Raw genomic sequence first — 23,771 nt, 5'->3', positions numbered from 1 at the left:
GATATATTAGACTATGGACATGTTAATGAAGGGAAAGTTAAATGTTATTTAGACCATGTTATACAATTGATACAATTTATCATTTAGATACCAATGTACTTCATCAAATGGGTATTAAAGCGGTATTTTCAGATCTAGATAATACTCTTTTGGCTTGGGATAAGTTTGAAACAGCCAAGGAAATGGACATGTTAAATCAGCGTTTAAAAAATGCTGGGATTAAATTGGTGGTAATTTCAAATAATAATGCCAAACGAATTAGCAAGGTCCTTACCCCCTACCATATTGAATTTATCGCTAAGTCAAGGAAACCCTTACCATTTGCAATTACAAGAAAAAGGGAAAAAATGGGTTTAGCATCTAATCAGGTAATGATGGTTGGCGATCAGTTGATTACTGATATACAGGCAGGAAATTTTGCTGGCGTTAAATCAGTTTTAGTCAAGCCATTGGTTAAGACCGATAAGTGGAATACGCGTATTAATCGTTTTTTAGAAAAATTAATTTTTTTCTTTTTAGCACTTTCCCAGCCGATAACTTTTAAGGAGACATTAAAAAATGGATGACAAAATTATTTGTATCGGTTGTGGCGCTGTGTTGCAATCTGATGAAATTAATGAAGCAGGATACTTGCCAGCTAAGCGATTAAAAGATGCTATTGATACCGAAGATAATGATATCTATTGTCAAAGATGTTTTCGTTTGCGACATTATAATGAAATTATGCCAGTTGCCATTGATAACGATGACTTTTTAGCACTACTTAATTCTTTAGCTGAAAAAAAATCATTAATTGTTAATGTGGTAGATTTGTTTGACTTCACGAATTCATTATTATCTTCTCTAACTCGTTTTATTGGGGATAATGATTTTATTTTAGTTGGTAACAAATTTGATTTATTTCCTAAAAACTCACGTCAAAGTAAAATTAAAGACTGGATGAGACAAGAGGCAAATCGCGTTGGCTTATTCCCTAAAAAAATATTTTTAGTCAGTGCCAAAAAGCAAAAAAATTTAGCTAATTTAATTTCATATCTAGACAAGCGTTCTCAAGAGCAAGACGTATATTTTGTGGGTATGACTAATGTCGGCAAGTCAACTTTAATTAATGCAATCATTAATCAAATGGGCGATATTAAGGATCTAATTACAACTTCACGCTTTCCTGGTACAACACTTGACAAAATTGAAATTCCTTTGGAAAATGGTCATTTCTTAGTTGATACTCCTGGAATAATGTCTGAAAATCAACTGGCTACGCGTTTGAATGCAAGAGATTTAGCGGTAATTTCGCCGCAAAAGCCAATGAAGCCAGCAACATATCAATTACGGCCCGGCAATACATTATTTTTAGCTGGTTTAGGTAGAATCGACTACTTAAAAGGTGAACCTACAAGTTTTACTGTGTATGTTGCACGTGATTTATATGTTCATCGTACTAAGACGGAAAATGCTGATGAATTTTATCTAAAGCATTTAGGTGAATTGCTTGTCCCGCCAGCAGACACTACTGATTTACCTGCACTTAAGGGGCAAGAGTTTCATACTAGTGTCAAAAGTGACTTATTATTTGGTGGTATTGGTTTTATTACGGTACCGGCAAATTGCTTAGTTAAAATATACACACCTAACCGCATTGGATTAGGAATTAGACGTGCTTTAATATAGAGGAAAAAATGGTTGCGATTGCAAAAGATTTAAAAAATAACTCTGTAGTAGAGGTTAAAGCAGAAAAATTAAAGGCACATGATGGTAAGCAAATTGGTATTTTTGGTGGCACATTTAATCCAGTTCACATTGGACACTTGCTTGTAGCAGAACAAGTATTAAGTAAGCTGCATTTAGATGAAATTTGGTTTATTCCGACCAATATACCTCCGTTAAAAAATACGCCAATTGTTTCCGCTCAAGATCGAGCAAATATGCTAGAATTGGCTACGCAAAATAATGCGCGGTTTCAGGTTAAGTTGTTTGAATTATTTCGTGGTGGCGTCTCATACACTGTAGATACCTTACGTTATTTACATGAAATCTACCCCGAGAATCGTTATTATTTAATTATGGGTAGTGATCAAGTTAATCAATTATTTGAATGGAAAGAGCCAACTAAATTAGCCCAATTGGCCACTTTAGTTGGGATACAGCGTGCCGGCTATCCCCAAAAGGCAAGGTTACCAATGATTTGGGTAGATGTACCAGGCATTGATGTAAGCTCAACCTTAGTTCGGCAAACTATTGCAGTGGGTGGTTCAATTAGATACTTAGTACCAGAAACAGTTTTAAATTATATTCAAAAAAAGGGATTATATTATGAGTGATTTGTTTTTTGAAAATACTTATTCACCATTATCTAGCAATGAAATAATAACTAAAGAAAAAAATAATATGGATCAAAGTCGGTTTAATCACTGTGTTAGAGTCAGTGAAACAGCAAGAAAATTAGCCAAATTGAATCACTATGATGAAAATAAAGCAGCTTTAACCGGTTTTGTTCATGATTATGCTAAACAAATTCCAGCTGATGAATTTCGTAAAGTAATTAAGGAACAAAAGATGGACCATGACCTTTTAAATTGGGGTCCAGCTATTTGGCATGGTATGGTAGGAGCATATTTTGTGCAACGCGACTTAAAAATTATAGATTCGGAAATTCTCAATGCTATAAAGCGTCATACAACAGCTGACGTCGAAATGACCCTGTTAGATAAAATTGTTTTTATGGCTGATTATATTGAGCCGGGAAGGACTTTTGCTGGAGTTGAGGAAGCACAAGAGGTTACGTGTAATAACTTAGATTCGGGTGTGGCTTACCAACTAGCACATACTCTTGAATTTTTGATAAAAAAGAGAGATAAAATTTACCCCCGTACTCTAGATGCGTATAATGTGTGGAGTACTAAGGAAAATAATGAGGAGAAAAATTGACTAGTAAAGATATTTTAACATTTACATTAAAGGCAATTAGTGATCGCCATGGTGAAAATACTGTTGCCTATGATATGCAAGGCTATAGTATTCTGGCTGATTACTATGTTGCAACAAGTGCAGGTTCTAATCGTCAACTACATGCAATTGCCAATGCAATTATTGATGCAGCACATCTGGCTAACTTTAACGATTATCGCGTTGAAGGATCTAGCGAGTCAAATTGGTTATTACTTGACTTAGGTGATGTTGTGGTTAATGTATTTACAGAAGAAGCTCGTGATTTTTACAACGTTGAAAAATTATGGACTGATGGTAAAAAAATAGAAATAAAGGAAGACTAGCTGAATATGAGTGTTGTTGGGATCATTGCAGAATATAATCCCTTCCATAGTGGACATGAGTTTTTAATGAATCAAGCACGTTATCTTGCTGGTAGTAGAGATCCAATTGTCGTCATTATGTCGGGTAACTATGTTCAAAGAGGCGAGATGGCGATTATTGATAAATGGGCAAGAGCACAGGCTGCATTAGAAAGTGGTGCTGATTTGGTTTTTGAATTGCCATTTTCTACGTCAGTCCAGCCAGCGGACCTTTTTTCGTTAGGTAGTATTGATCAGTTAGTTAAACTAGGGGTTAGCGACTTAGTTTTTGGGGTTGAAGATGCTAGCCAAAATTTTGCTTATTTGGGTGGTAGAATTGCTGAGATTCCCCAAAGTCATATGGATTTTAATGATTATAGTCAAACATATTCGACGCAGTATAATCAAATGGTTGCCCGTGAAGTTGGCCATGAGGTTAATGAACCAAACGCTATTTTAGCTCTAGCATATGCAGTTGCTAATCACAATCTTGGTGAACCATTAAGTTTGCATCCAATTAGTCGTATTGGTGCAGGGCATGATGATTTATTGCATGACAGTGGAGTAGTCCAAAGTGGCAGTGCTATTAGGAATATTATTTTGCATAATGGAGCAAATATTGACCTTAATCAATGGTTACCTGAAAAAGAAGTTGAAAATTTACAGCAACAAAAAGTGTATCCAAATTGGAATATTTTATTTCCATTTTTAAAGTATCGGCTTGAATCAGCGACATACACAGAATTGCGACAAATTTATCAAATGAGTGAAGGGCTTGAATATAAGATGAAACATGAAATTCATTTAGCTCAAACTTTTACAGAATTTTTACGGCGAATCAAATCTAAAAGGTATACATATTCACGGCTACGACGCTTGAGTTTATATACTTTGCTAAATGTTACACAAGATGATATAATTGCCAGTTTTAATAATGAGGCGATTCTGCTACTTGGTTATAGTAAGATAGGTCAAAAATATTTGAAACAGATTAGAAAAGAAACATCGGCTAATATTGTATCTAAGGTCGACCAAAAAAATACTAAGACTGGTTCGTTGCATTTGCAAAAGCGAGTTGATCGGCTATTCGAGCAGGTTATGCAGACTGATCAAAACTTTGGGCGTCGTCCTTTGGAGGTATAAAATGTTATCACTTAGTTTTTCACAAATAGTAAAGAGTTCAGCTCCTTTGACCCATATTGAATGTGCTGTAAATGTAAGACCAGAATTTTTACAGCGTAGTCAAAAGTTACTTTATAAAGTTGAAAATGTTCAGTTTGTTGGTGATGTGTTTTATAGCGAGCCCTATGTAACAGGCAATTTTCAAGTTACAGCTAATTTAGTTGTTCCTTCCAGTCGGAGTTTAGAACCAGTAGAATATTATGAAAATTTCAGGTATAGTGAAAGTTATACTACTACTGATATACCTAAAGAAGAGCTCGATGAAAGTGATATACCAATTGTCAAAATCGAAGATGACAATATAGATTTACAAACTGCGATTGAAGACAATATTTTACTGCATATACCCGTCACTATTTTGACACCTGAGGAAGAAAAAGATAATATTTATCCTCAAGGTAATGGTTGGACTGTCATTTCAGAAGCAGAATTTAATAAGGGTAAATCAAACCAGATAAATCCGGCTTTTGCCAAACTAAAAAATTTATTTAATCAGAAAAATGATAATCAGGATGCAGAGTAATTAAAAATAAAAATCAAAATCAAATCAGAGTTAGTCTTAACCTGATTTTTTTATCTTGTTTTAAAAGCATTTTTAAAGTATGCTTAACTTATAATTAGGTTATAATGCTGGTTTGTATTTAATAATTATGAAAAGGAAGAAAAAATGGCAAGAATTTTAATTGTTGAAGATGAAAAGAACTTAGCACGCTTTGTTGAGTTAGAACTTAAACATGAAAATTACGATACAGTAGTTGAAAGTAATGGTCGTAAAAGCTTAGAGCTTGCATTAAAAGAAGATTTTGATGCAATTTTGTTAGATTTAATGTTGCCTGATTTAAATGGCTTGGAAATTGCGCGTCGCGTTCGTCAAGCTAAGAGTACACCTATTATTATGATGACTGCTAGGGATTCAGTGATTGATCGCGTATCAGGTTTAGATCATGGTGCGGATGACTATATTGTGAAGCCCTTTGCAATTGAAGAACTTTTGGCTCGTTTGCGCGCAGTTTTGCGTCGGGTTAAAATCGAAAAAGAAGCATCGGATGGCACAATTGAAAAGAAAGTCATTAAGTTTAAGGATATGACTATTGAAACTGCAAATCGAATTGTTCGTCGTGGTGATGGTAAAGCTGTTGATTTGACCAAGCGTGAATACAATCTTTTGATGACCTTAATCAAAAATAAGAATAACGTAGTTAGTCGTGATCAATTGTTATCAAAAATTTGGGGACCAGGTTCAAATATTGAAACAAATGTTGTTGAAGTCTATGTACGCTATTTACGTAATAAGATTGATGTTCCTGGACAACAATCATATATTAAGACCGTTCGCGGTACCGGATATATGGTAAGAGATGAGGACGATGAAAAAAAATAATCAAAAAAATATAAAAGAGACCAAACACTCGTCCTTAATCGTCCATTGGGTAAGTGTCGTTGCATTAACGATTATGGTCTCTTTTATTGTATTTTCAGTAATTATTTATTCTATCGTTGACCAGCAATCAATGACGCAACAAAGAGAAACGTCTGAAGAAATGATGATCAAGCTAAATGAAAATCTTACGCGTATCCCACATGAATTGCAGATTTCTAATGTTGTACCATCATTGACCCCATCTATCCGTAATATTTTACAAGGAAATCCTGCAATTAGTGATAATGATCATAGTACAAATGCATTTAATGATGACCTTTTGTCATCTTTAACTAATCCAGATTTAAATGTAGTGGTCTATAATCTGGAAAAAGAAGACGTTTTTGATAATGGTAGCAATATTCCTAAGTTTAAAAATTTCCAAGGTGACTACCTAATGGAAAAAGTCTATCAAAATCACCATCGGCAGTTAGTGACCTATCAAAAAGTTAGATCGATTCAAACAGGTAAAATTACGGGCTATATTGTTGTAGCAAACAAAATGACGTATTATAACGGATTAATGCAGAAACTTCTCAAATGGATGGTACGCATCTCGGTTATAGCAATTATTTTATTTATAATTATTTCTCTGATAATTGTGTTAGGCATTGTTAAGCCCGTTAAAGAGATGTCTAAAGTTGCTAGAGAAGTTAATGATGATCCTAATAGTACTGTTAGAATCAAAGATTTTCATCGTCACGATGAATTACAAGAATTAGCCGTCTCCTTTAATCAAATGTTAGATCGCATGCAAAGATATATTGATCAACAAAAAGAATTTGTTGGTGATGTTTCACATGAATTGCGTACACCAGTTGCAGTCATCGAAGGACATTTAAATATGCTAGAGCGCTGGGGTAAAGATGATCCTGAAATCTTAGCTGAATCAATTAATGCTTCCTTGCAAGAAGCGAAAAGAATGCAACACTTGATTCAAGAAATGCTTGATTTAACACGGGCTGAACAAATTAATGTGCAATATCCTAATGCAGTTTCTCGTGTAGCAGATGTTTTGCGTCGTGTGACCGGAAATATGGCAATGGTTCATACTGACTTTACAATTAGCCTTGATATGGACGATTTACCGCTCGAGACGGAAATTCAAATATATCAGGGTCACTTAGAACAATTGCTTGTTGTGCTGATTGATAATGGCATTAAATATTCTACTGACCGTAAGGAATTAAATATTTCAGCTGGGCTAGATCAAAATGAAGTCCATATTATTGTTCAAGATTATGGGGAAGGAATTTCAAAGTCTGAGCAAAGTAAAATCTTTAATCGTTTTTATCGTGTAGATAAAGCTAGAACAAGAGAAAAAGGTGGCAATGGTCTAGGGCTTTCAATTGCTCAAAAACTGGTAACTAGCTATCATGGTACGATTAGCGTTGAATCTGTTGAAGGACAGGGAAGTCAATTTATTATGATTTTTCCTGTATTGAGTAAGGCCCAAGCTCAAAAATTACGTCAACGTGAACAAAGTAAGCAAAAAAATAAGTAAATTAAAGCGCTTTGGTAGTAGTTTTCGATTATTAAATAAAGCGAAATTGCTATACTTATAATCTACTTATAATCACTTACTGTTAAAATTTATATTATAAAAATGCATGATTTCATTATTAAATAAAATCATGCATTTTTTAGTCTTTATGATGCTTTTGTTGTTTGCCTTTATTGCGGTTACGTAAATTTTGATGTAACTGATTCGTTTGCTCATTTTTCTGTGAGCTAGTGGTTGGAGAACTTAGCAAATTAGCAATTTTATCCTTAGTAACAATTTCTTTTATCGGTTCGTTTTGTAATTCAGTATCAACTTCTTGTTTAACTTTTGGCATAATAATAAAAGTTACAATTATCTGTTGAATAACTGAGAAAAAGTTACCGGCAGCCCAATATAAAGCAACAGAACCAGATACAGAAAGTGAAATAAACAAAGTCATCAATGGGTTCATTAGAATCATGTATTGCATTTGCTTTTTTTGCTCTGGTGGAATACCGATTAATGAAAGGTATCCTTGTAGGAATGCAAAAATAGTAGCCATAATTGTTACTAATAGCGAACGCTCACTTAAGGAAATACCAAAGAAAGTTGAATGAGCTAATGTGCTAGAAAACATAACTGCTTGATAAATTCCTATCATAATTGGAAACTGAATAATCAGCGGTAAGCAACCCATTCCGCCAGTTAAAGAGAGGTTGTTTTTCGAATACAATTCTCTTTGCCAGCCTGCTAGAGTCATCTGCTGTTCTTGGGTCAAATCCTTGCGTTTCATCGCTTCTTGAATTAATTTCATTTGTGGTTGGACCCGAGCCATTTTTTCTTGTTGCGTAGTAGCTTTCTTTTGTTGGTTAAGCATTAGTGGCAATAACACCATTCTGACTATAAAAGTCATTAAAATAATAGCCCAACCAGCTCCATTAGCACCACCAATCAGCGTAGAACAACGTAGCATAATATTTTGTAAAGGCTGACCAATCAAGTTGAAAATCCAGCCATAGAAGCCACCCCGAGGTGGTAGAGTAGATGATTTTGTAGTTTGCGAACATGCAGTGACAATTAACATGACTGCCAAGCAAAGGACAATCAAACTGATATATTTACGATATTTTTTCATTAAATTCACCATAGTATTTTTTTTAGTCAATATCTAATATAATACATGAAAATCATTCATTTTGGCTATATTTGTCATTTTTTCTTTTTTAATTTTTGTAATATGTGCAAATTGGGAAATATTTTGCGGAAGTGCAAAACAAAATTGATTGACTTGGTCAAGTGTTGTTTGCAAAATGATGGTTACAGTTTGATCACTATTATTACATACTGTACCATTAATTTTCATTTTTTGAGCTAAATTTAAAACACTCCAACGAAAGCCTACGCCTTGAACGATACCTGAGACTGTTAGACACCAAGTTTCAGTTGGTGAACTACTTGATTTAGCTGGTTGCTGTTTTTTAAATAATCGCATAATTTTTCCTTTCTGTAGCTACGATTTTGATTTTAACATTTAATCCATTTAATCCTGGGTTATAATAAAATTTGAAAGAAGATGTTTAACCGATGCAACAAATAAGTTCAGTAAACAATAAGTTAATTAAAGACTTAGTAAAATTAAAGCAAAAAAAATATCGTGAAGAAACTGGTCTATATATAGTTGAAGGATTTCATTTAGTTGAAGAAGCTTTCAAAGCCTCTCACGGATATATTTATTTATTAGGTACAGAAGAGACCATAGTTCAAGTAGAGCAAAAATACCAACTTGATTATACATCTTCTAAAAATATTATTATTAATTCAGCAATTGCTCGTCACTTATCAAGTACAAAAAGTTCGCAAGAAATTTTTATGGTATTAAAAATTTCTCAACCCAAAGTTTATTCATTTAATTATGGAAAGTGGGTTTTGCTAGATCATTTGTCTGATCCAGGGAATGTGGGTACTATTATCAGAACAGCTGATGCTGCTGGCTTTGATGGTGTTATTTTGTCACCAGAAAGTGTAGATCTTTATAATCCCAAAACGCAACGAGCAATGCAAGGTAGCCAATTTCATATTAAACTAATTGTCCAAGATTTGTTAACGGTAATTGAAATATTTAAAAATAATTCAATCCCAATATATTCCAGTGTATTAGATTCTTCAGCTAAGCAGCTGCAAGAGTTTAATTCCGTCTTGCAATTAGGGTTGGTAATTGGCAATGAGGCGCATGGTGTTAGTTCTGCCGTTGCGCAAATTAGTGACCAAAAATTATATATTCCAATTAAAGGAAAGGCAGAGTCGTTAAATGCAGCAGTTGCTGCTGGTATTATGATTTATTATTTTGCTTAGTAATTCACTTGTTTTTAGTAAGTGGTTTTTTTATAATAAGTCAGATATTACTTTGATGTGAGAGGAAGTACCATGGCTCAGAGTGTTAAAAATAAAATTAAAGTGGGTTGTAAAGCTATTGACTATGAACAGTGTCAACATTTTATTAATGCATTTAATATCATTGGTAAAAAATGGAATGGCCTAATTATTAGTTCCTTATGTGATGGCGAGTATATGCGTTTTAAAGACTTAGCTAGCTGTGTAGAAGCATGTTCTGATCGTGTATTAGTTGAACGTCTTAAAGAATTAGAAAGAGAAAATATAATCAAAAGATTAGTTGATGAAAAAACAAAAATAATTTCTTATAGTTTAACCAAAAAGGGTGAAGAGCTCAGACCTGTTTTCGATCAAATTCATGGTTGGGCCGATAAATGGGAGTAAAATAATCTAACTACTTGAAAGTTATTTCAAAAAGCATTATTCTATTATGTAATTACGCAATGTAAGACTAGTAACAGAAATTGTTTACTTAGAGAGACTTTTTATTAAGCTGGGAGAAAAGTTTAAATGATTCTGTGAATTTCATCTTACTAGTAGAATCTAATCAATTCCGGTATTCACCGTTATCGAAAACTTAAGTGTAAGTTCTTATTTGGGCTTAAACTAGGGTGGTACCGCGAAGCTTCGTCCCTTTTTGGGGCGGAGCTTTTTTATCTGAGAGGGAAAATTATGGACTTATTTGACAGGCTGAATCAGCTATGTGAGCAAGGATTAACTGAAATCAAACAAGCAAAAAATGAAACAGCGCTAAACCAGGTGCGGATTAAGTTAGTTGGTCGCAAGAGTGAACTGACTGAAATTTTGCATTCAATGAAGAATGTTGAACCAAAAAATCGGCGTGAAATTGGACAAAAAGTAAATGAATTACGTGATTTATTTAATGAAAAATTAGATGAAGCAAAAGCTAAAATTCTTAAGACTATCGAAAAAGAACAACTTGAACAAGAAAAAATTGATGTAACTTTACCAGGACGAAAGTCTCATTTAGGTGTAAAGCATCCAATTAATATTATTTTAGATGATTTAGAAAAATATTTTATTGGTATGGGTTACGAAGTTGTTCAAGGACCAGAAATTGAAACAGATCATTATTGCTTTGAAATGATGAACTTGCCTAAAGATCATCCAGCACGTGATATGCAAGATACTTTTTATATTGATGCCGAAGATCTATTACGTTCACAGACTTCGGGTGATCAAGCGCGAGTTTTAGAAAAATTTGACTTTACTAAGGGACCATTAAAGATGGTGGGCCCCGGTAAGGTATATCGCCGTGATGATGATGATGCAACTCACTCTCATCAATTCATGCAAATGGAAGGTCTAGTAGTAGATAAAAATATTACCATGGGTGATTTAAAAGGAACCTTAGAAATGATGACCAGACATGTCTTTGGTCAAGATCGTAAAACAAGGCTACGTCCAAGTTATTTCCCATTTACTGAGCCTTCGGTTGAGATGGATGTTTCTTGCTTTAATTGTGATGGCAAGGGATGTTCAATTTGCAAATATACTGGTTGGATTGAAGTTCTAGGAGCTGGTATGGTGCATCCCAATGTCTTAGAAAATGCTGGTGTTGATTCAAATACTTATGGTGGATTTGCTTTTGGTGTAGGGCTTGATCGATTTGCTATTCTTAAATATGGTATTGATGATATTCGCGACTTTTATACTAATGATGTTCGGTTCTTAGAACAATTTAGCAAGGAGGAAAGATAGTGTTAGTTTCTTATAGATGGCTCCAAGATTTTCTAAAGTTAGACCAAGATCCTGAAAAATTAGCAGAAAAAATTACGCGAACTGGCGTGGAAGTTGCAGAGGTAAAGCATCCACAAGCTGGTTTGAAAAAAATTGTTGTAGGTCATATTATTGATTGTACGCCAATTGAAGGTACCCATTTAAATATTACACATGTTGATGTTGGTGAGGATGAACCACATCAAATAGTTTGTGGTGCCCCTAATGTAGCGGCTGGTCAAGATGTTATTGTAGCCTTACCCGGTGCCAGAATTATTGACAATACTAAAATAAAAAAGGGAAAACTGCGTGGATATGAATCCAATGGTATGATTTGTAGTTTACAAGAAATTGGATTTTCAGATAGTGTAGTTCCTGAAAAATATGCTGCTGGTATTTACGTTTTTCCTAAAGATGCTGACATTAAACCGGGTCAAACAGTATTTGAACCTTTAGGAATGGATGATTATATTTTTGATTTTGATATTACTCCTAATCGTGCTGATACACTGTCCATGGAAGGCTCTGCTTATGAGGTCGGGGCAATTGTTGATGAACCCGTTAAAGTAGAAAATGTAACTATCAAAGCTGATGGAGAGGCATGGACAGACAGTTTTGCTGTTTCGGTTGATTCTGATTTAACCTCCAAATTTTATTTGCGAAAAATCACTAATGTTAAAATAGCTGCTAGCCCACTATGGATGCAAAGACGTTTATGGAATGCTGGAATTAGACCAATCAACAATGTAGTTGATGTAACAAACTATGTCATGCTTTTAACTGGGCAACCATTACATGCCTACGATGCTAGAGCTTTTGCAAATAATAAATTAGTTGTGCGCAAAGCTAATGAAGGGGAACAATTAACTCTACTTAACAATAAAGAGGTCAGCCTTAATCCTGAAGACATCGTAATTACTAATGGCGACCAGGTGGTAATGATGGCTGGTGTTATGGGAGGTTTAAACTCAGAAATAGAAGTTGATACTACTGATGTGATTTTAGAAGCTGCTATTTTTGATTCTACTTTAATTAGGAAATCTGCTTTACGCCATGCCAATCGAACTGAAGCGTCAAGTCGCTATGAAAAGGGAATAAATCGTGAAGCAACTCAACGAGCTTTGGCAATGGCCGCACTACTATTACGTAATAATGCCTGCGGAACTATTAATGAAGGAACTATCTGTGCAATAGATAAAGCTCAGCAACCAACAATAATTAAGACTACAGTTTCATACATTAACAAGACTTTAGGTACAAAAATAGCTGCAAAAGAAATGTTACATCTATTTGAAAGGCTAAATTTTGAAACTACACTTGCAAAAGATGATTTAACTGTCCATGTTCCAGCTAGACGATGGGATATTACAATTCCCGCTGATTTAGTTGAGGAAATTGGTCGCTTATATGGTTATGACAATATCGAATCAACCCAACCGGTTTTAGCGGAAACTCATGGTGGTTATTCTAAAAAAGAAGAGGCTATTAGACGAATAAAGAATTTTGTTCAAGGCCAAGGTTTGATGGAAGCTATTTCATATTCTTTAACTTTACCACAGAAAGCAACTGCTTATACTAAAGAAGCCAAAAAACCAATTAAGGTGCAAATGCCACTTAATTCAAGTCGCTCAACTTTAAGACAAAATTTGCTTACCGGTCTAGTTGACGCTGCTAGTTACAATATGGCCCGTAAACAAAATCAATTGGCTTTGTATGAGCAAGGACGTGTTTACGATTTTGAAGACAATATCTATAACGAGCATGAACACCTTGCTGCGTTATATTCTGGTAAAGTTTATTTTGAAAACTGGCAGCATGATGATGAAAAAATTGATTTTTACTATGTTAAAGGACAATTAACCAATTTATTAGCAGCTATTGGGATTAACTTAAGTGAAGTAGAATATCGTGCAGAAACTATAACTGATATGCATCCTACCCGTACAGCTGGAATCTATATTAAAAAGCAAAATGTGGGTTTAATTGGCATGATTAGCCATTCAGTTACGCAAGCTAATAAGGCAATGAATGGCAGTGAGATTTATGGTTATGAATTAGATCTTGATAAAATTTTTGATTTGATTTGCAAGCCAAAGACAATTGCCCAAGCCACACCAAAATTCCCAGCAATTGAGCGGGATTTATCTATTTTGGTTGATAAAACTGTAACGAACCAAGCCATTGCAGATATTATCAATCAAAATGGTGGTAAATATTTAATTAAATTACAGGTTATTGACATCTATCAAGGGCCGCATATTGACCAAAGCAAAAAGAGTCTAGCTTATCGGCTAACTTTCCTAAATAATAGGGATACCTTAACTGATGAAGTTGTTACTAGGTCAATGGATTCAGTTATACAGCATTTAAAAGAAAGCTTAAAAGTAGAAATTCGTTAAAGGTTGACTTTAAGTTAGGAAATCAATATTATAAACCCGTGCGAAAAAAGATTTTAACTTTAAGGAGTAGAAAATTTTATGCCTGAGAAATCATATCCGATGACTGCTGAAGGAAAAGAAAAGCTTGAAGCAGAATTGAAAAATTTAAAAGTAGTTAAGCGTCCGGAAGTAATTGAGCGTATTAAAGTTGCTCGTTCTTATGGTGATTTATCTGAAAACTCAGAATATGATGCAGCAAAAGACGAGCAAAGTCATCTGGAAGACCGAATTAATGTGGTCGAAGAAATGTTAAAATACGCGCAAGTGGTTGATGCGACCTCGACTGACCCTGATGAAGTTGCTGTCGGTAAGACAGTTACTTACACTGAAGTAGGAGAAAATGATTCAGAAACCTATACAATTGTTGGTAGTGATGAATCTGACCCATTAAATGGGAAGATTTCTAACGATTCACCAATTGCTCAAGCAATTTTAGGCAAAAAAAAGGGTCAAAAAGTTACAATTGCTACACCAGGTGGTAAATTTGACGCTATAATTGATAAAGTAGAAGATTAGTTTATCAATTATATTCGGCTAATTTTAAAATTAAGTAAAAAAGACTAAAATGTTAACATTTTAGTCTTTTTTTCTTAAGGTAATCAATGATTAGAAAAGTAGCGATAATCTTTACTTTTATCAAATATTACTCCGCGCGCATTTTCGCCATTTGAAATAGAAAAAATTATATCAGGATATTTAGTGTGAACCTTATCTTCTAAAAAATCACGTAGCATTTTATTGTTGGCTAAAACTGAACCAGTCAAAGCAACTTTCATTGGTTTGGGTTCAACATAACGATCAATTCCAATAATAATATCTCGGGCAAGTAATTCTGCTTGTTCTTTAATAACAGCTATTGCATTTGTATCTCCTGCATCTGCAAGTTGTGCTACACTAACGGCCATTGCTGCAATTTCTGGATTACTCAATTTATAAAATTTAGCAGTTGCATCAACTAAATTATCTACATGAAAGAGTTGGTTAAACAGGTCAATTAATTGGTTATTTTCGCGTTTATCCCAGCTTAATAGGGCCTGTTTGAATGCAGAAAGAGCAATGGCATATCCAGAACCCTCATCACCTAAAATTGCACCATAACCGCCAGTAGTAATGATATGTCCATTTTGTAATCCATTAAAAACTGAGCCTGTGCCAGCGATTACCAATCCGCCATCATCACCTTCAAGACCGTTATAAAGAGCAAGTAAAGAATCAGTTATAGCTCTAACTGGTAAATTACTAACTTTTGCTGAAATTTCGCCGGCGACTTCAGTTGCCCGTCCAATTACTGACAAGCCAGCAATTCCACATAAAATTCGTTGGCAATCACCATTAATTTGGTTAATTAATTGGTTAATTGCATTAGTTATATTTTCAATTCCTCTGGTATAATCGGTATTAATTTGTCCAGGACCTGATTCTATTCGTTTTAGTTCGGCTCCTTTTTCATCGTATGCAATAGCAGTTGTATGTGTGCCACCAGCATCAACCCCAATTTGGTATTTAAGTATCATCTTAATCTTCCTTTATCTAAAATTTTAATCTTTCATCTATTAATTTTATTACAAAAACTATAATTAAAGAAGTTTTTTGAAAACGTTTCATTCATAAAAATGACTTAATTTTGAATAAAAGTAACAACTTATAATAGTTAAAGCTTGTTTATTTGTTAAAATATTAGCAAAGATAGAGGGAATAGATAGAATTATAGCTTTTTTTTTGATAGAATTACGCTAGTTTAGTGAGGTTTTAATTAAGTGAAATTTTCTAAAAAAAATCGAGAAACTACAAACTCGAAAAAGCAGTCTTCAACACCAATTAGAATGAAGCTAATTTTAGGAATTATTTTTATTCTTTTTGCTACTTTGGTTGGACAACTAGCATATTTGCAGATAGGTTATGGCTCCCGCTTTAAGGCAGAAGTTCAAAAATCTAATTCCGCGGTAGTTTCTAGTCAAGTCCCAAGAGGTGTCATGTATGATAATAAAGGACGTGTCTTGGTTGGTAACAAGGCTAAAAATGCAATTACTTATACTAAAAGTGTCTCTACAACGGCTGATGATATATATAAAATTTCTAATTTACTTAGCCAGTACTTACAAATAAAGGATGAAAAGCCCACTAGTCAGCAGGTTGTTGATTACTATTTAGCTAATAAAAAAAATAGTACCCAAGAGGCGGCTAAAGTACCTAAATCTATTCGTGAAACACAAGATGATAATCTCATTAACGCGCGAATCAAAAGTCAAGTACTAAAAGAACATATTAAGCTAACTGAACGGCAAAAAACCGCGGCAATAATTTTCAATAAAATTTCTGGCGCCTATACCTTATCAACAATTTATATCAAAAATAATGATTTAACCGATAAGGAAATAGCTGAAATAGGTGAGCATCTTTCAGAATTGCCTGGGGTCGGAATTGGTACTGATTGGCAAAGATCTTATCCTAACGGCTCATCTATTAGAAGTATTATTGGTTCAGTTTCTACTGAAAAAGCTGGCTTACCTAGTGACAACTTACAATATTATTTGACTAACGGCTATTCACGCAATGATCGTGTAGGAACATCATATTTAGAAGAAGAATATGAACCACTTTTAAGGGGAACTAAGGCAACCAGTAAGATTTGGACCAAAACAGCTGGTGGAATTGAACAATCCAAATCAGTTTATTCAGGTCAAGCTGGTTCAAGTTTAATTCTTACACTAGATGCTAAGTACCAAAAAGAAGTACAAAAATCACTTGAGCAAATTTATGCTTCAGCTCTAGCTTCTGGTGCAGCACATTATTCAAATGGTGCCTATGCAGTAGCAATGAATCCTAAAACTGGTGCATTGTTAGCGATCGCTGGTATTAGTAGAGATCCCAATAAAAATAAGACGACGAACAATGCATTAGGTGTTATTAATCAGTCTTTTGTTATGGGGTCAGTGGTTAAAGGAGCGATGGTTGGTGGCGGTTTAATCAATAAAGTAATTACGCCTACCAATAATACTTTACCCGATACGCCAGTCTATTTACCAGGTACGCCAATTAAAAAATCAGTGTATCCAGTTGGAACATTTGGGGCACTTGATGCTGCAACAGCACTTGAAGTTTCTAGTAATATTTATATGATGCATCTGGCTATGAATTGGATTCATGCTGACTATGTACCCAAGACAAAAATTAGTATGCCAGCAACGGCTTTTGATACTTTGCGTCATAATTTCAATATGTTTGGGTTGGGGCAAAAGACTGGCGTTGATTTACCAGGAGAAATTGCTGGTATTCAAGGCCGGTCATTTAATGAACAAGGTCAAATTTTGTCCGGTTCAGTTTTAGACTTGTCTTATGGTAATTACGATGCTTATACTCCTATCCAAATGGTGCAATATATTTCCACCATTGCTAATGGAGGTTATCGGATACAGCCTTATGTTGTACAGTCAATTGGGCATACAGCTAATGATGGCAAAAGGGTCTATGTCGACTATAATAAAAAGCCTAATGTTCAATTACGGATTCCTTGGACAACTGATGAGCTAGATGTTGTTCGGCAGGGAATGTGGCGGGTTGTTCATGGAACCAATTCCTGGGGAACAGCGCATAAGTTAAAGGATGTCAAGCCAGCTATTTCAGGTAAGTCGGGAACAGCTCAAACTTTTTATTTTGATCCAGAGCATCCGCGGCAAAAGAATCCACCTGAATTAGTTAATGCTACCTTTGTTGGTTATGCTCCGTCAGATAAACCTGAAATTGCCACAGCAGTTATTTTTCCTGGACTTGACCCTGATTTAGAGGGTTCCTATACCCTACAAATGACTAAAGCAATGGTTGAAGATTATTTTAAGTTACATAAAAAATAGAAATTAATAAATAATACTGGCAAAAAGTTGTGGAAAATGCTAAACTAATTCAGTCAGAATAAATTTAGGTGGTGAAAGAAATGGCAGATAACATCATTTTGGAATGCACCGAATGTGGCGATAGAAGTTACTTATCTAAGAAAAACAAGCGTAAGCATCCGGAACGTTTAAGTTTGAAGAAGTATTGCCCAGTTGAAAGACAGGCAACTCTTCATCGTGAAACTAAGTAATAAACTAATATAGCAAGGGCCTATGCTCCTGCTATTTTTTGTATGAAATGATTATGAATAAAAAAGAACTTCGACAAAAACAAATTGAGTGTTTGAAAAATTATGCAGCTACTGCAGCAAAAGAGCTTGATGATTTAATTTTGCTTGAAAAATTAATGAATTTAAAATTATTACAACATAGCCAAAGAATCGGTGTTACTTCGTCTTTGCCATATGAAGTCGATACATCTAACTTGATAGCTAATTTATGGGAACAAGGCAAGGAGGTTTATTTAGCTCGTTCATATAATAATCGTGAACATACGCAAGATTTTGTCGCCTATAATTACAATAGTAAGGTTGCTAGATCAAAGTTTGGTGTTGAGGAAGTAGTAGATACTAATGCTAAAGTCAATAATGAACTTGATTTGATTATTGTTCCAGGTGTTGCCTTTGCCCTCGATTCAAAACAGAGGATTGGTTTTGGTGGTGGCTATTATGATCGTTTTTTAGCTAAACATCCCCATACACCAACTATTGCTCTTGCTAATACAAAAATGATTTTTGCGCATATGAGTTGGCAAGCTGAAAAAACCGATATCCCGCTAAAAATTATTATTACACCACATGAAATTTGAAAATAATTAGAGGTTATAATGAATCAAAGACAGAATTTGCGTAATTGCTATATGACGGTGCTAATATTAATAGCGCTGCTACTTGTTTATATAATTGAAGTGGCTTTGGGTGGTTCAGAAAGCACATATGTACTTGTCAAAATGGGGGCAATGAATAATTATGCGATTGTTGCTGCGGGACAGTGGTGGCGCCTGCTTACTGCTCAATTTTTGCATATCGGGATGATGCACCTTATTTCTAATGCTGTAATGATCTATTATTTAGGCATGTATTTGGAAGAAATTATTGGACATTGGCGTTTTTTGATTTTATATATATTATCTGGCGTAGGTGGTAATTTATTAAGTTTAGCCTTGGGCAGTGATCAAGCAATCAGTGCAGGAGCATCTACTGCCTTATTTGGAATTTTTGGTGCCATGACTGCAATCGCCTTGCGAAATCGAACCAATCCAATTCTTACTTATCTTGGTAAGCAGTCATTTTGGCTTGCCTTAATTAATATTGGCTTAGATTTATTTGTACCAAATATTGATATTCAGGGTCATATTGGCGGCTTTATTGCTGGCTTTTTACTTGCAATAATTATTGGTGATAAGACAATGAAGCGTTATTCCTTTAAATGGCGTGCAATTGCTAGTTGCTTATTACTTATCTATGTACTAGCAACTATTAGAACAGGTATGATTATAAAAATATAATGAAAACTCTATACGATGTACAACAACTTTTAAAAAAATATGGTGTGCTTGTTCATGTTGGTAAACGGATATGGGATATTGAGTTAATGGCACTTGAACTTGATAACATTAATCGTTCTCATTTAATTAGCCAACACGACTATCTAATAGCTAAAATGATTTTGCGTCATGAACATGAGTATGAAGAGCAAATAGAAAAGGATAAACATAGCTCTTAACTGAATTTAGGAGTATATTATTTATAAAAGTTAGAGGAGAGAATAATTTATGTCAACTCTATTGATTATTATAGACATTGTTTTAGTTGTAATTATACTTGCTTTTGTATTTGTATGGCTGTGGAATAAAGTTCAAGCTAAGCGTCTAGGTAATGGCGACTTGTCAAACGATGAATTTAAACAAGGAATGCGAAAAGCTCAAATCGTTGATTTACGTGAAAAAGAGCCCTTCAAAAGAAAGCATATTGATGGTGCCAGAAATATTCCGTATACAATGTTAAAGTACCAATATGCTGAATTAAGGACTGATTTACCTGTGTACTTATATTCTGATTCCGTTTCGGTTACCTTGCGGGCTGCTAGGTTTTTACAAAAAAATAATTTTTCAAAAATCAAATGGTTAAAAAATGGCTTTGATGAATGGAATGGCAGAACTAAGTCCGCTAAATACTAATTTTAAAAACATGTTTGTGACTATTCAAACGTGTTTTTTTCTATATAATATTAAGGAAAGTGAAAATGCAAAAAATATTAGCAATTGTTGGACCAACTGCTATTGGTAAAACTAGTATGGCAATCTCTTTGGCGCAAGAGCTGTCTGGTGAAATTATTTCTGGCGATTCAATGCAAGTCTATCAAGAAGTTGCAGTCGGAACAGCTAAACCAACTTATTCAGAAAGACAAGCTGTTAAACATTATTTAGTTGATACACAATCAATTTTTGCACCGTATTCAGTCGTTGATTTTGTTCATGATGCTAAAAATGCCGCTCAAGAAATTACTAAAAAAAACAAATTGCCAATCCTTGTAGGGGGAACGGGCTTTTATGTTAATGCTTTTCTTAACCAAATGCAGCTTGGCGAAAAAAATAGCCAAGAAAGTGCAATCGCTGAAAAATGGAATATGTATTTAAAGCAAAATGGGGCTGCACAACTTTGGCAACAACTAGCTGCTCAAGATTTTGCAGCTGCTTGTAAAATTTCACCCAATAATTCACGGCGTGTGTTACGTGCCTTGACGGTAATTGAGCGAACGGGGAAAAAATTTTCACAGCAGCAAGAAGAAATCCCGCCACGCTATAATTATTTAATAATTGGTTTAAATGCGGATCGTCAAGAAATATATCGGCGAATTAATCTGCGGGTTGACCAGATGATGGAGCAAGGTTTACTTAAAGAAGCAGAATTTATTTTTCAAAATAGAGAGCAGGAATATCAAGTATTGCAGGCAATCGGGTACAAAGAATTTTTTCCTTATTTTACCGGTGAAAAAAAATTGGCAGAATGTGTAGTTGATTTAAAAACTGCTTCAAGACGTTATGCTAAAAGACAGTTGACCTATTTTCGCCATCAATTACCAGTTAATTGGGTAGACCCATTAAAAAACAATAATTGTACAAAAGAAATTAAACAGAAAGTAGAGGCATGGTTAAATGAATAATTGGCCCAAAGAATTACAGCATCTTGTTAGTGAAATTGATCTGCAGATTGCACCACAATTAGCAAAGATTGATGATATTATACTCTGCAATCAGAATAAGGTATTACAAGCTTTTAAAAAGGAAGAGGTTGCTGAAGCTGACCTAATTGGCAGTACTGGCTATGGTTCTGATGACAGTGGTAGAGATAAACTTGACCGCATGTATGCAGAAATTTTTGGCACAGAAGATGCTCTAGTTCGTTCACAATTTGTTTCGGGCACGCATACCTTGGCCACAGCTATGGCAGGTAACTTGTTACCTGGGGATGAACTAACCTATATAACTGGAATGCCATACGATACACTGCAACAGGTGATTGGCATTGCTGGCGATGGGCGTGGGAGTTTAATGTCATATGGTGTTAAATTTTCTCATGTTGATTTAAAAAACGGTGAAGTTGATTTTGCAGCATGTGAAAAATTGTTAACTGCTCATCAACCTAAAATGGTCGTGATTCAACGTTCACGTGGTTATGATACGCGCCAAAGCTTTACCGTTGAAAAAATTAGGCCGATGATTACGATGATTCGGGCAGCAAGTCCTAACAGTATTATTTTTATTGATAATTGTTATGGGGAGTTTTCCCAAAAGCATGAACCAACTGAATATGGGGCAGATTTAATGGCTGGTTCATTGATTAAAAATGCTGGTGGCGGCTTGGCAAAAGTCGGTGGTTATATTGTAGGTAAACATGAATTAATTGAAAATGCGGCTCATCGTTTAACAGCTGGCGGAATTGGCCGCTTTGAAGGTGCAAGTCTAAATAATAATCTTGACTATTTTGAAGGCCTATTTATTGCACCAAGCGTAACTGGCAATGCCATTAAGGGTGCTATTTATACTTCAGCGATATTAGAACGAATGGGGCTTGCAGTTTCACCTAAATGGAATGCTGAGCGGACGGATTTAATTCAAGCTGTAATTTTTAATGATCAAGAAAAAATGATTAATTTTGCTAAGATTATTCAGTCAAATTCCCCCATTAATTCTTTTGTTGATCCAGTTCCGAGTAATGATGCCGGCTATGAAGATAAGGTTATTATGGCCGACGGCTCATTTATTGAGGGTGCCAGTATTGAATTTTCCGGAGATGGACCAATTCGACCACCGTATGCAATTTATATGCAAGGTGGATTGACATATGCGCATGTTAAACTAGCAATTACCAATGCCGTAAATGAATTATTTTTTAATTAATAATTTTTAATCAGTAATTAAAGTAAGTCAGAAGTAAAGCTTTGATAAAATTTATCTCAAAATAGTTATACCATTTTGACTTTTATCTAATGATTTGTTAATCTATTAATCAAAGTTTAGTATAAAGGTCAAGGACTTTTGTAAACTATACCAATTGTTAGTGGTTTATATTTTTAGGGGAAAAGCATGACAAATAAGATTTCAGAAGATGATATTAGAAAAAGTGTCGCTGATAACGATGTTCGATTTTTACGATTAATGTTTACTGACATTAATGGAACGTTAAAAGCAGTTGAAGTTCCAAATAGTCAACTTGAAAAAGTCTTAGAAAATGATATTCGTTTTGATGGTTCTTCAATTGATGGCTTTGTTCGGTTAGAAGAAAGTGATATGGTTTTATATCCTGATTTTTCAACGTGGTCAGTTTTACCGTGGACTGACAGTCGAGGCGGAAAGATCGGTAGCCTAATTTGCTCTGTTCATACAACCGATGGTCAGCCATTTACTGGTGATCCGCGTAATAATTTGAAACGTGTCCTTAATGAAATGAAAGAGATGGGCTTTTCAGCGTTTGATATTGGCTTTGAAGCAGAATTTCATTTACTTAAACTTGACAGTAATGGAAATTGGACTACGGAAGTTCCTGATCATGCCTCGTACTTTGATTTGACTTCTAATGATGAAAGTGCCAGTTGCCGTAGAGATATTGTTGAAACGTTAGAAAGCATTGGTTTTGAAGTTGAAGCTGCCCACCATGAAGTTGGCGTGGGACAACAAGAAATTGATTTTAAATTTGATGATGCTTTAACGACTGCAGACCGTGTGCAAATGTTTAAAATGATTGTCCGTGAAATTGCTAAAAAGCACGGTTTATATGCAACATTTATGGCAAAGCCACTTCAAGGTGAAGCAGGTAATGGAATGCATACTAATATGTCTTTATTTAAGGGCAATAAGAATGCTTTTTATGATAATAATAATAAATTCCATTTATCAAATACAGCACTTTACTTTTTAAATGGAATTTTAGAGCATGCGCGAGCTATTACTGCTGTAGGTAATCCAACTGTTAATTCATATAAGAGATTAATTCCGGGTTATGAGGCACCTGTTTACATATCTTGGGCTTCTAAAAATCGCTCACCAATGGTAAGGGTACCTTCGGCAGAAGAAATTAATACTCGTTTAGAAATGCGTTCGGCTGATCCAACTGCTAATCCATATTTGCTTTTAGCAGCGTGTTTAAGTGCGGGACTATCAGGTATTAAAGCGGAAAAAATGCCAATGGATCCTGTTGATTGCAATTTATTTGAATTAAGTCAACAGCAACGAGATGAATTAGGAATTAAACCTTTACCTTCTACATTACACAATGCGCTTAAAGCGTTTAAGGACGATCAGCTGATTCAAGCTGCTTTGGGTGATCATTTGACACAAAGTTTTATTAGTTCTAAAGAATTAGAATGGTCGCAATATACACAAACTGTTTCTGATTGGGAAAGAAATCGGTATATGGGTTATTAAGCCTTTAGTGGTTA

At 34.7% G+C, this 23,771-nt stretch carries 26 protein-coding genes and 1 other annotated feature; of the genes, 23 read left to right on the top strand and 3 right to left on the bottom strand.

Going from position 1 to position 23,771, the window contains the following annotated elements; translation table 11 throughout:
• The first annotated feature begins 41 nt into the window (after positions 1-41).
• From F5ESL0230_RS05840 to F5ESL0230_RS05800, 9 genes are all read left to right on the top strand, one after another.
• Positions 42-566, top strand: a complete 525-nt coding sequence (locus F5ESL0230_RS05840) for a YqeG family HAD IIIA-type phosphatase (protein WP_122021977.1) — start codon at positions 42-44, stop codon at positions 564-566.
• Positions 559-1,668, top strand: a complete 1,110-nt coding sequence (gene yqeH / locus F5ESL0230_RS05835; protein ID WP_122021976.1) for a ribosome biogenesis GTPase YqeH — start codon at positions 559-561, stop codon at positions 1,666-1,668. Before F5ESL0230_RS05840 ends, yqeH begins: the two co-directional genes overlap by 8 nt.
• A gap of 8 nt (positions 1,669-1,676) precedes the next feature.
• Positions 1,677-2,318, top strand: a complete 642-nt coding sequence (locus tag F5ESL0230_RS05830; RefSeq protein WP_122021975.1) for a nicotinate-nucleotide adenylyltransferase — start codon at positions 1,677-1,679, stop codon at positions 2,316-2,318.
• Positions 2,311-2,925: a bis(5'-nucleosyl)-tetraphosphatase (symmetrical) YqeK gene (gene yqeK, locus F5ESL0230_RS05825; protein ID WP_122021974.1), complete on the top strand. Its 615-nt coding sequence runs from the start codon at positions 2,311-2,313 to the stop codon at positions 2,923-2,925. The genes F5ESL0230_RS05830 and yqeK overlap by 8 nt, the downstream gene beginning before the upstream one ends.
• Positions 2,922-3,269: a ribosome silencing factor gene (gene rsfS / locus F5ESL0230_RS05820; protein ID WP_090092877.1), complete on the top strand. Its 348-nt coding sequence runs from the start codon at positions 2,922-2,924 to the stop codon at positions 3,267-3,269. Before yqeK ends, rsfS begins: the two co-directional genes overlap by 4 nt.
• Before the next feature lie 6 nt (positions 3,270-3,275).
• Complete coding sequence (locus F5ESL0230_RS05815) at positions 3,276-4,430, top strand: nucleotidyltransferase (RefSeq protein WP_122021973.1); 1,155 nt, start codon at positions 3,276-3,278, stop codon at positions 4,428-4,430.
• 1 nt (position 4,431) lies between these two features.
• Positions 4,432-4,992 (top strand): DUF177 domain-containing protein, encoded by a 561-nt coding sequence (locus tag F5ESL0230_RS05810; protein WP_122021972.1) that lies wholly within the window; start codon positions 4,432-4,434, stop codon positions 4,990-4,992.
• A gap of 144 nt (positions 4,993-5,136) precedes the next feature.
• Entirely contained in the window at positions 5,137-5,850 is a 714-nt protein-coding gene (locus F5ESL0230_RS05805) for a response regulator transcription factor (RefSeq protein ID WP_090092872.1), read from the top strand.
• Positions 5,828-7,393, top strand: a complete 1,566-nt coding sequence (locus F5ESL0230_RS05800) for a HAMP domain-containing histidine kinase (RefSeq protein WP_122021971.1) — start codon at positions 5,828-5,830, stop codon at positions 7,391-7,393. Before F5ESL0230_RS05805 ends, F5ESL0230_RS05800 begins: the two co-directional genes overlap by 23 nt.
• Positions 7,394-7,532: 139 nt before the next feature.
• Here the strand turns inward: F5ESL0230_RS05800 and yidC are convergent, their stop codons facing one another.
• Both yidC and F5ESL0230_RS05790 read right to left on the bottom strand, forming a co-directional pair.
• Complete coding sequence (yidC, locus tag F5ESL0230_RS05795) at positions 7,533-8,507, bottom strand: membrane protein insertase YidC (protein WP_122021970.1); 975 nt, start codon at positions 8,505-8,507, stop codon at positions 7,533-7,535.
• Between the two features lie 33 nt (positions 8,508-8,540).
• Positions 8,541-8,864 carry an acylphosphatase gene (locus tag F5ESL0230_RS05790; protein ID WP_122021969.1) on the bottom strand — a complete coding sequence of 108 codons (324 nt, stop codon included), beginning with the start codon at positions 8,862-8,864 and terminating at the stop codon, positions 8,541-8,543.
• Between the two features lie 92 nt (positions 8,865-8,956).
• On the opposite strand from F5ESL0230_RS05790, the gene F5ESL0230_RS05785 reads away from it, so the two are divergent.
• The 5 genes from F5ESL0230_RS05785 (at position 8,957) to greA (ending at position 14,457) form a co-directional block, all read left to right on the top strand.
• Complete coding sequence (locus F5ESL0230_RS05785) at positions 8,957-9,724, top strand: RNA methyltransferase (protein WP_122021968.1); 768 nt, start codon at positions 8,957-8,959, stop codon at positions 9,722-9,724.
• A 72-nt stretch (positions 9,725-9,796) separates the two neighbouring features.
• Positions 9,797-10,147 carry a helix-turn-helix domain-containing protein gene (locus F5ESL0230_RS05780; RefSeq protein ID WP_090092867.1) on the top strand — a complete coding sequence of 117 codons (351 nt, stop codon included), beginning with the start codon at positions 9,797-9,799 and terminating at the stop codon, positions 10,145-10,147.
• Positions 10,148-10,195: 48 nt separating this feature from the next.
• Positions 10,196-10,401, top strand: a binding site (T-box leader).
• A 34-nt stretch (positions 10,402-10,435) separates the two neighbouring features.
• A complete protein-coding gene (gene pheS, locus F5ESL0230_RS05775) occupies positions 10,436-11,485 on the top strand; it encodes a phenylalanine--tRNA ligase subunit alpha (protein ID WP_122021967.1) in 1,050 nt (349 codons plus the stop codon).
• Positions 11,485-13,902, top strand: a complete 2,418-nt coding sequence (pheT, locus tag F5ESL0230_RS05770) for a phenylalanine--tRNA ligase subunit beta (protein WP_122021966.1) — start codon at positions 11,485-11,487, stop codon at positions 13,900-13,902. The genes pheS and pheT overlap by 1 nt, the downstream gene beginning before the upstream one ends.
• 78 nt (positions 13,903-13,980) lie before the next feature.
• Positions 13,981-14,457 (top strand): transcription elongation factor GreA, encoded by a 477-nt coding sequence (gene greA, locus F5ESL0230_RS05765; RefSeq protein ID WP_122021965.1) that lies wholly within the window; start codon positions 13,981-13,983, stop codon positions 14,455-14,457.
• An 83-nt stretch (positions 14,458-14,540) separates the two neighbouring features.
• Here the strand turns inward: greA and F5ESL0230_RS05760 are convergent, their stop codons facing one another.
• A complete protein-coding gene (locus F5ESL0230_RS05760; RefSeq protein ID WP_122021964.1) occupies positions 14,541-15,455 on the bottom strand; it encodes an N-acetylglucosamine kinase in 915 nt (304 codons plus the stop codon).
• A gap of 309 nt (positions 15,456-15,764) precedes the next feature.
• Between F5ESL0230_RS05760 and F5ESL0230_RS05755 the strand changes: the two genes are divergently transcribed.
• The 9 genes from F5ESL0230_RS05755 (at position 15,765) to glnA (ending at position 23,757) form a co-directional block, all read left to right on the top strand.
• Positions 15,765-17,792 (top strand): penicillin-binding protein 2, encoded by a 2,028-nt coding sequence (locus F5ESL0230_RS05755; protein ID WP_122022053.1) that lies wholly within the window; start codon positions 15,765-15,767, stop codon positions 17,790-17,792.
• Positions 17,793-17,872: 80 nt separating this feature from the next.
• The gene (gene rpmG, locus F5ESL0230_RS05750; protein ID WP_090092858.1) at positions 17,873-18,022 is read left to right on the top strand and encodes a 50S ribosomal protein L33; all 150 of its coding nucleotides are present in this window, start codon (positions 17,873-17,875) and stop codon (positions 18,020-18,022) included.
• 53 nt (positions 18,023-18,075) lie between these two features.
• On the top strand, positions 18,076-18,639 hold the full coding sequence (locus tag F5ESL0230_RS05745; RefSeq protein WP_122021963.1) for a 5-formyltetrahydrofolate cyclo-ligase: 564 nt from the start codon (positions 18,076-18,078) through the stop codon (positions 18,637-18,639).
• Between the two features lie 18 nt (positions 18,640-18,657).
• The gene (locus F5ESL0230_RS05740) at positions 18,658-19,338 is read left to right on the top strand and encodes a rhomboid family intramembrane serine protease (protein WP_122021962.1); all 681 of its coding nucleotides are present in this window, start codon (positions 18,658-18,660) and stop codon (positions 19,336-19,338) included.
• Positions 19,338-19,556, top strand: a complete 219-nt coding sequence (locus F5ESL0230_RS05735) for a YqgQ family protein (RefSeq protein WP_090092855.1) — start codon at positions 19,338-19,340, stop codon at positions 19,554-19,556. Before F5ESL0230_RS05740 ends, F5ESL0230_RS05735 begins: the two co-directional genes overlap by 1 nt.
• A gap of 49 nt (positions 19,557-19,605) precedes the next feature.
• Positions 19,606-20,010, top strand: coding sequence for a rhodanese-like domain-containing protein (locus F5ESL0230_RS05730; RefSeq protein WP_090092854.1), 405 nt, complete (start codon positions 19,606-19,608; stop codon positions 20,008-20,010).
• 65 nt (positions 20,011-20,075) lie between these two features.
• Positions 20,076-20,996 (top strand): tRNA (adenosine(37)-N6)-dimethylallyltransferase MiaA, encoded by a 921-nt coding sequence (gene miaA / locus F5ESL0230_RS05725; protein WP_122021961.1) that lies wholly within the window; start codon positions 20,076-20,078, stop codon positions 20,994-20,996.
• Positions 20,989-22,233: a methionine gamma-lyase family protein gene (locus F5ESL0230_RS05720; RefSeq protein ID WP_122021960.1), complete on the top strand. Its 1,245-nt coding sequence runs from the start codon at positions 20,989-20,991 to the stop codon at positions 22,231-22,233. Before miaA ends, F5ESL0230_RS05720 begins: the two co-directional genes overlap by 8 nt.
• Before the next feature lie 186 nt (positions 22,234-22,419).
• Positions 22,420-23,757, top strand: a complete 1,338-nt coding sequence (gene glnA, locus F5ESL0230_RS05715; protein WP_122021959.1) for a type I glutamate--ammonia ligase — start codon at positions 22,420-22,422, stop codon at positions 23,755-23,757.
• The last annotated feature ends 14 nt before the right edge of the window (positions 23,758-23,771 follow it).

Origin of the sequence: Lactobacillus sp. ESL0230 (assembly GCF_003692805.1) — a bacterium.
Classification (GTDB): domain Bacteria; phylum Bacillota; class Bacilli; order Lactobacillales; family Lactobacillaceae; genus Lactobacillus; species Lactobacillus bombicola.
Note: the sequence above shows the minus strand (reverse complement) of the source record. Positions and strands in the feature narration are given on the sequence as shown.

What these genes read in the sequence shown, in the direction of transcription:
- F5ESL0230_RS05840 (WP_122021977.1), top strand. Translation starts at nt 42, where the DNA reads ATGTTATTTAGACCATGTTATACAATTGATACAATTTATCATTTAGAT.
- yqeH (WP_122021976.1), top strand. Translation starts at nt 559, where the DNA reads ATGGATGACAAAATTATTTGTATCGGTTGTGGCGCTGTGTTGCAATCT.
- F5ESL0230_RS05830 (WP_122021975.1), top strand. Translation starts at nt 1,677, where the DNA reads ATGGTTGCGATTGCAAAAGATTTAAAAAATAACTCTGTAGTAGAGGTT.
- yqeK (WP_122021974.1), top strand. Translation starts at nt 2,311, where the DNA reads ATGAGTGATTTGTTTTTTGAAAATACTTATTCACCATTATCTAGCAAT.
- F5ESL0230_RS05815 (WP_122021973.1), top strand. Translation starts at nt 3,276, where the DNA reads ATGAGTGTTGTTGGGATCATTGCAGAATATAATCCCTTCCATAGTGGA.
- F5ESL0230_RS05810 (WP_122021972.1), top strand. Translation starts at nt 4,432, where the DNA reads ATGTTATCACTTAGTTTTTCACAAATAGTAAAGAGTTCAGCTCCTTTG.
- F5ESL0230_RS05805 (WP_090092872.1), top strand. Translation starts at nt 5,137, where the DNA reads ATGGCAAGAATTTTAATTGTTGAAGATGAAAAGAACTTAGCACGCTTT.
- F5ESL0230_RS05800 (WP_122021971.1), top strand. Translation starts at nt 5,828, where the DNA reads ATGAGGACGATGAAAAAAAATAATCAAAAAAATATAAAAGAGACCAAA.
- yidC (WP_122021970.1), bottom strand. Translation starts at nt 8,507, where the DNA reads ATGAAAAAATATCGTAAATATATCAGTTTGATTGTCCTTTGCTTGGCA.
- F5ESL0230_RS05790 (WP_122021969.1), bottom strand. Translation starts at nt 8,864, where the DNA reads ATGCGATTATTTAAAAAACAGCAACCAGCTAAATCAAGTAGTTCACCA.
- F5ESL0230_RS05785 (WP_122021968.1), top strand. Translation starts at nt 8,957, where the DNA reads ATGCAACAAATAAGTTCAGTAAACAATAAGTTAATTAAAGACTTAGTA.
- F5ESL0230_RS05780 (WP_090092867.1), top strand. Translation starts at nt 9,797, where the DNA reads ATGGCTCAGAGTGTTAAAAATAAAATTAAAGTGGGTTGTAAAGCTATT.
- pheS (WP_122021967.1), top strand. Translation starts at nt 10,436, where the DNA reads ATGGACTTATTTGACAGGCTGAATCAGCTATGTGAGCAAGGATTAACT.
- greA (WP_122021965.1), top strand. Translation starts at nt 13,981, where the DNA reads ATGCCTGAGAAATCATATCCGATGACTGCTGAAGGAAAAGAAAAGCTT.
- F5ESL0230_RS05760 (WP_122021964.1), bottom strand. Translation starts at nt 15,455, where the DNA reads ATGATACTTAAATACCAAATTGGGGTTGATGCTGGTGGCACACATACA.
- F5ESL0230_RS05755 (WP_122022053.1), top strand. Translation starts at nt 15,765, where the DNA reads ATGAAGCTAATTTTAGGAATTATTTTTATTCTTTTTGCTACTTTGGTT.
- rpmG (WP_090092858.1), top strand. Translation starts at nt 17,873, where the DNA reads ATGGCAGATAACATCATTTTGGAATGCACCGAATGTGGCGATAGAAGT.
- F5ESL0230_RS05745 (WP_122021963.1), top strand. Translation starts at nt 18,076, where the DNA reads ATGAATAAAAAAGAACTTCGACAAAAACAAATTGAGTGTTTGAAAAAT.
- F5ESL0230_RS05740 (WP_122021962.1), top strand. Translation starts at nt 18,658, where the DNA reads ATGAATCAAAGACAGAATTTGCGTAATTGCTATATGACGGTGCTAATA.
- F5ESL0230_RS05735 (WP_090092855.1), top strand. Translation starts at nt 19,338, where the DNA reads ATGAAAACTCTATACGATGTACAACAACTTTTAAAAAAATATGGTGTG.
- F5ESL0230_RS05730 (WP_090092854.1), top strand. Translation starts at nt 19,606, where the DNA reads ATGTCAACTCTATTGATTATTATAGACATTGTTTTAGTTGTAATTATA.
- miaA (WP_122021961.1), top strand. Translation starts at nt 20,076, where the DNA reads ATGCAAAAAATATTAGCAATTGTTGGACCAACTGCTATTGGTAAAACT.
- F5ESL0230_RS05720 (WP_122021960.1), top strand. Translation starts at nt 20,989, where the DNA reads ATGAATAATTGGCCCAAAGAATTACAGCATCTTGTTAGTGAAATTGAT.
- glnA (WP_122021959.1), top strand. Translation starts at nt 22,420, where the DNA reads ATGACAAATAAGATTTCAGAAGATGATATTAGAAAAAGTGTCGCTGAT.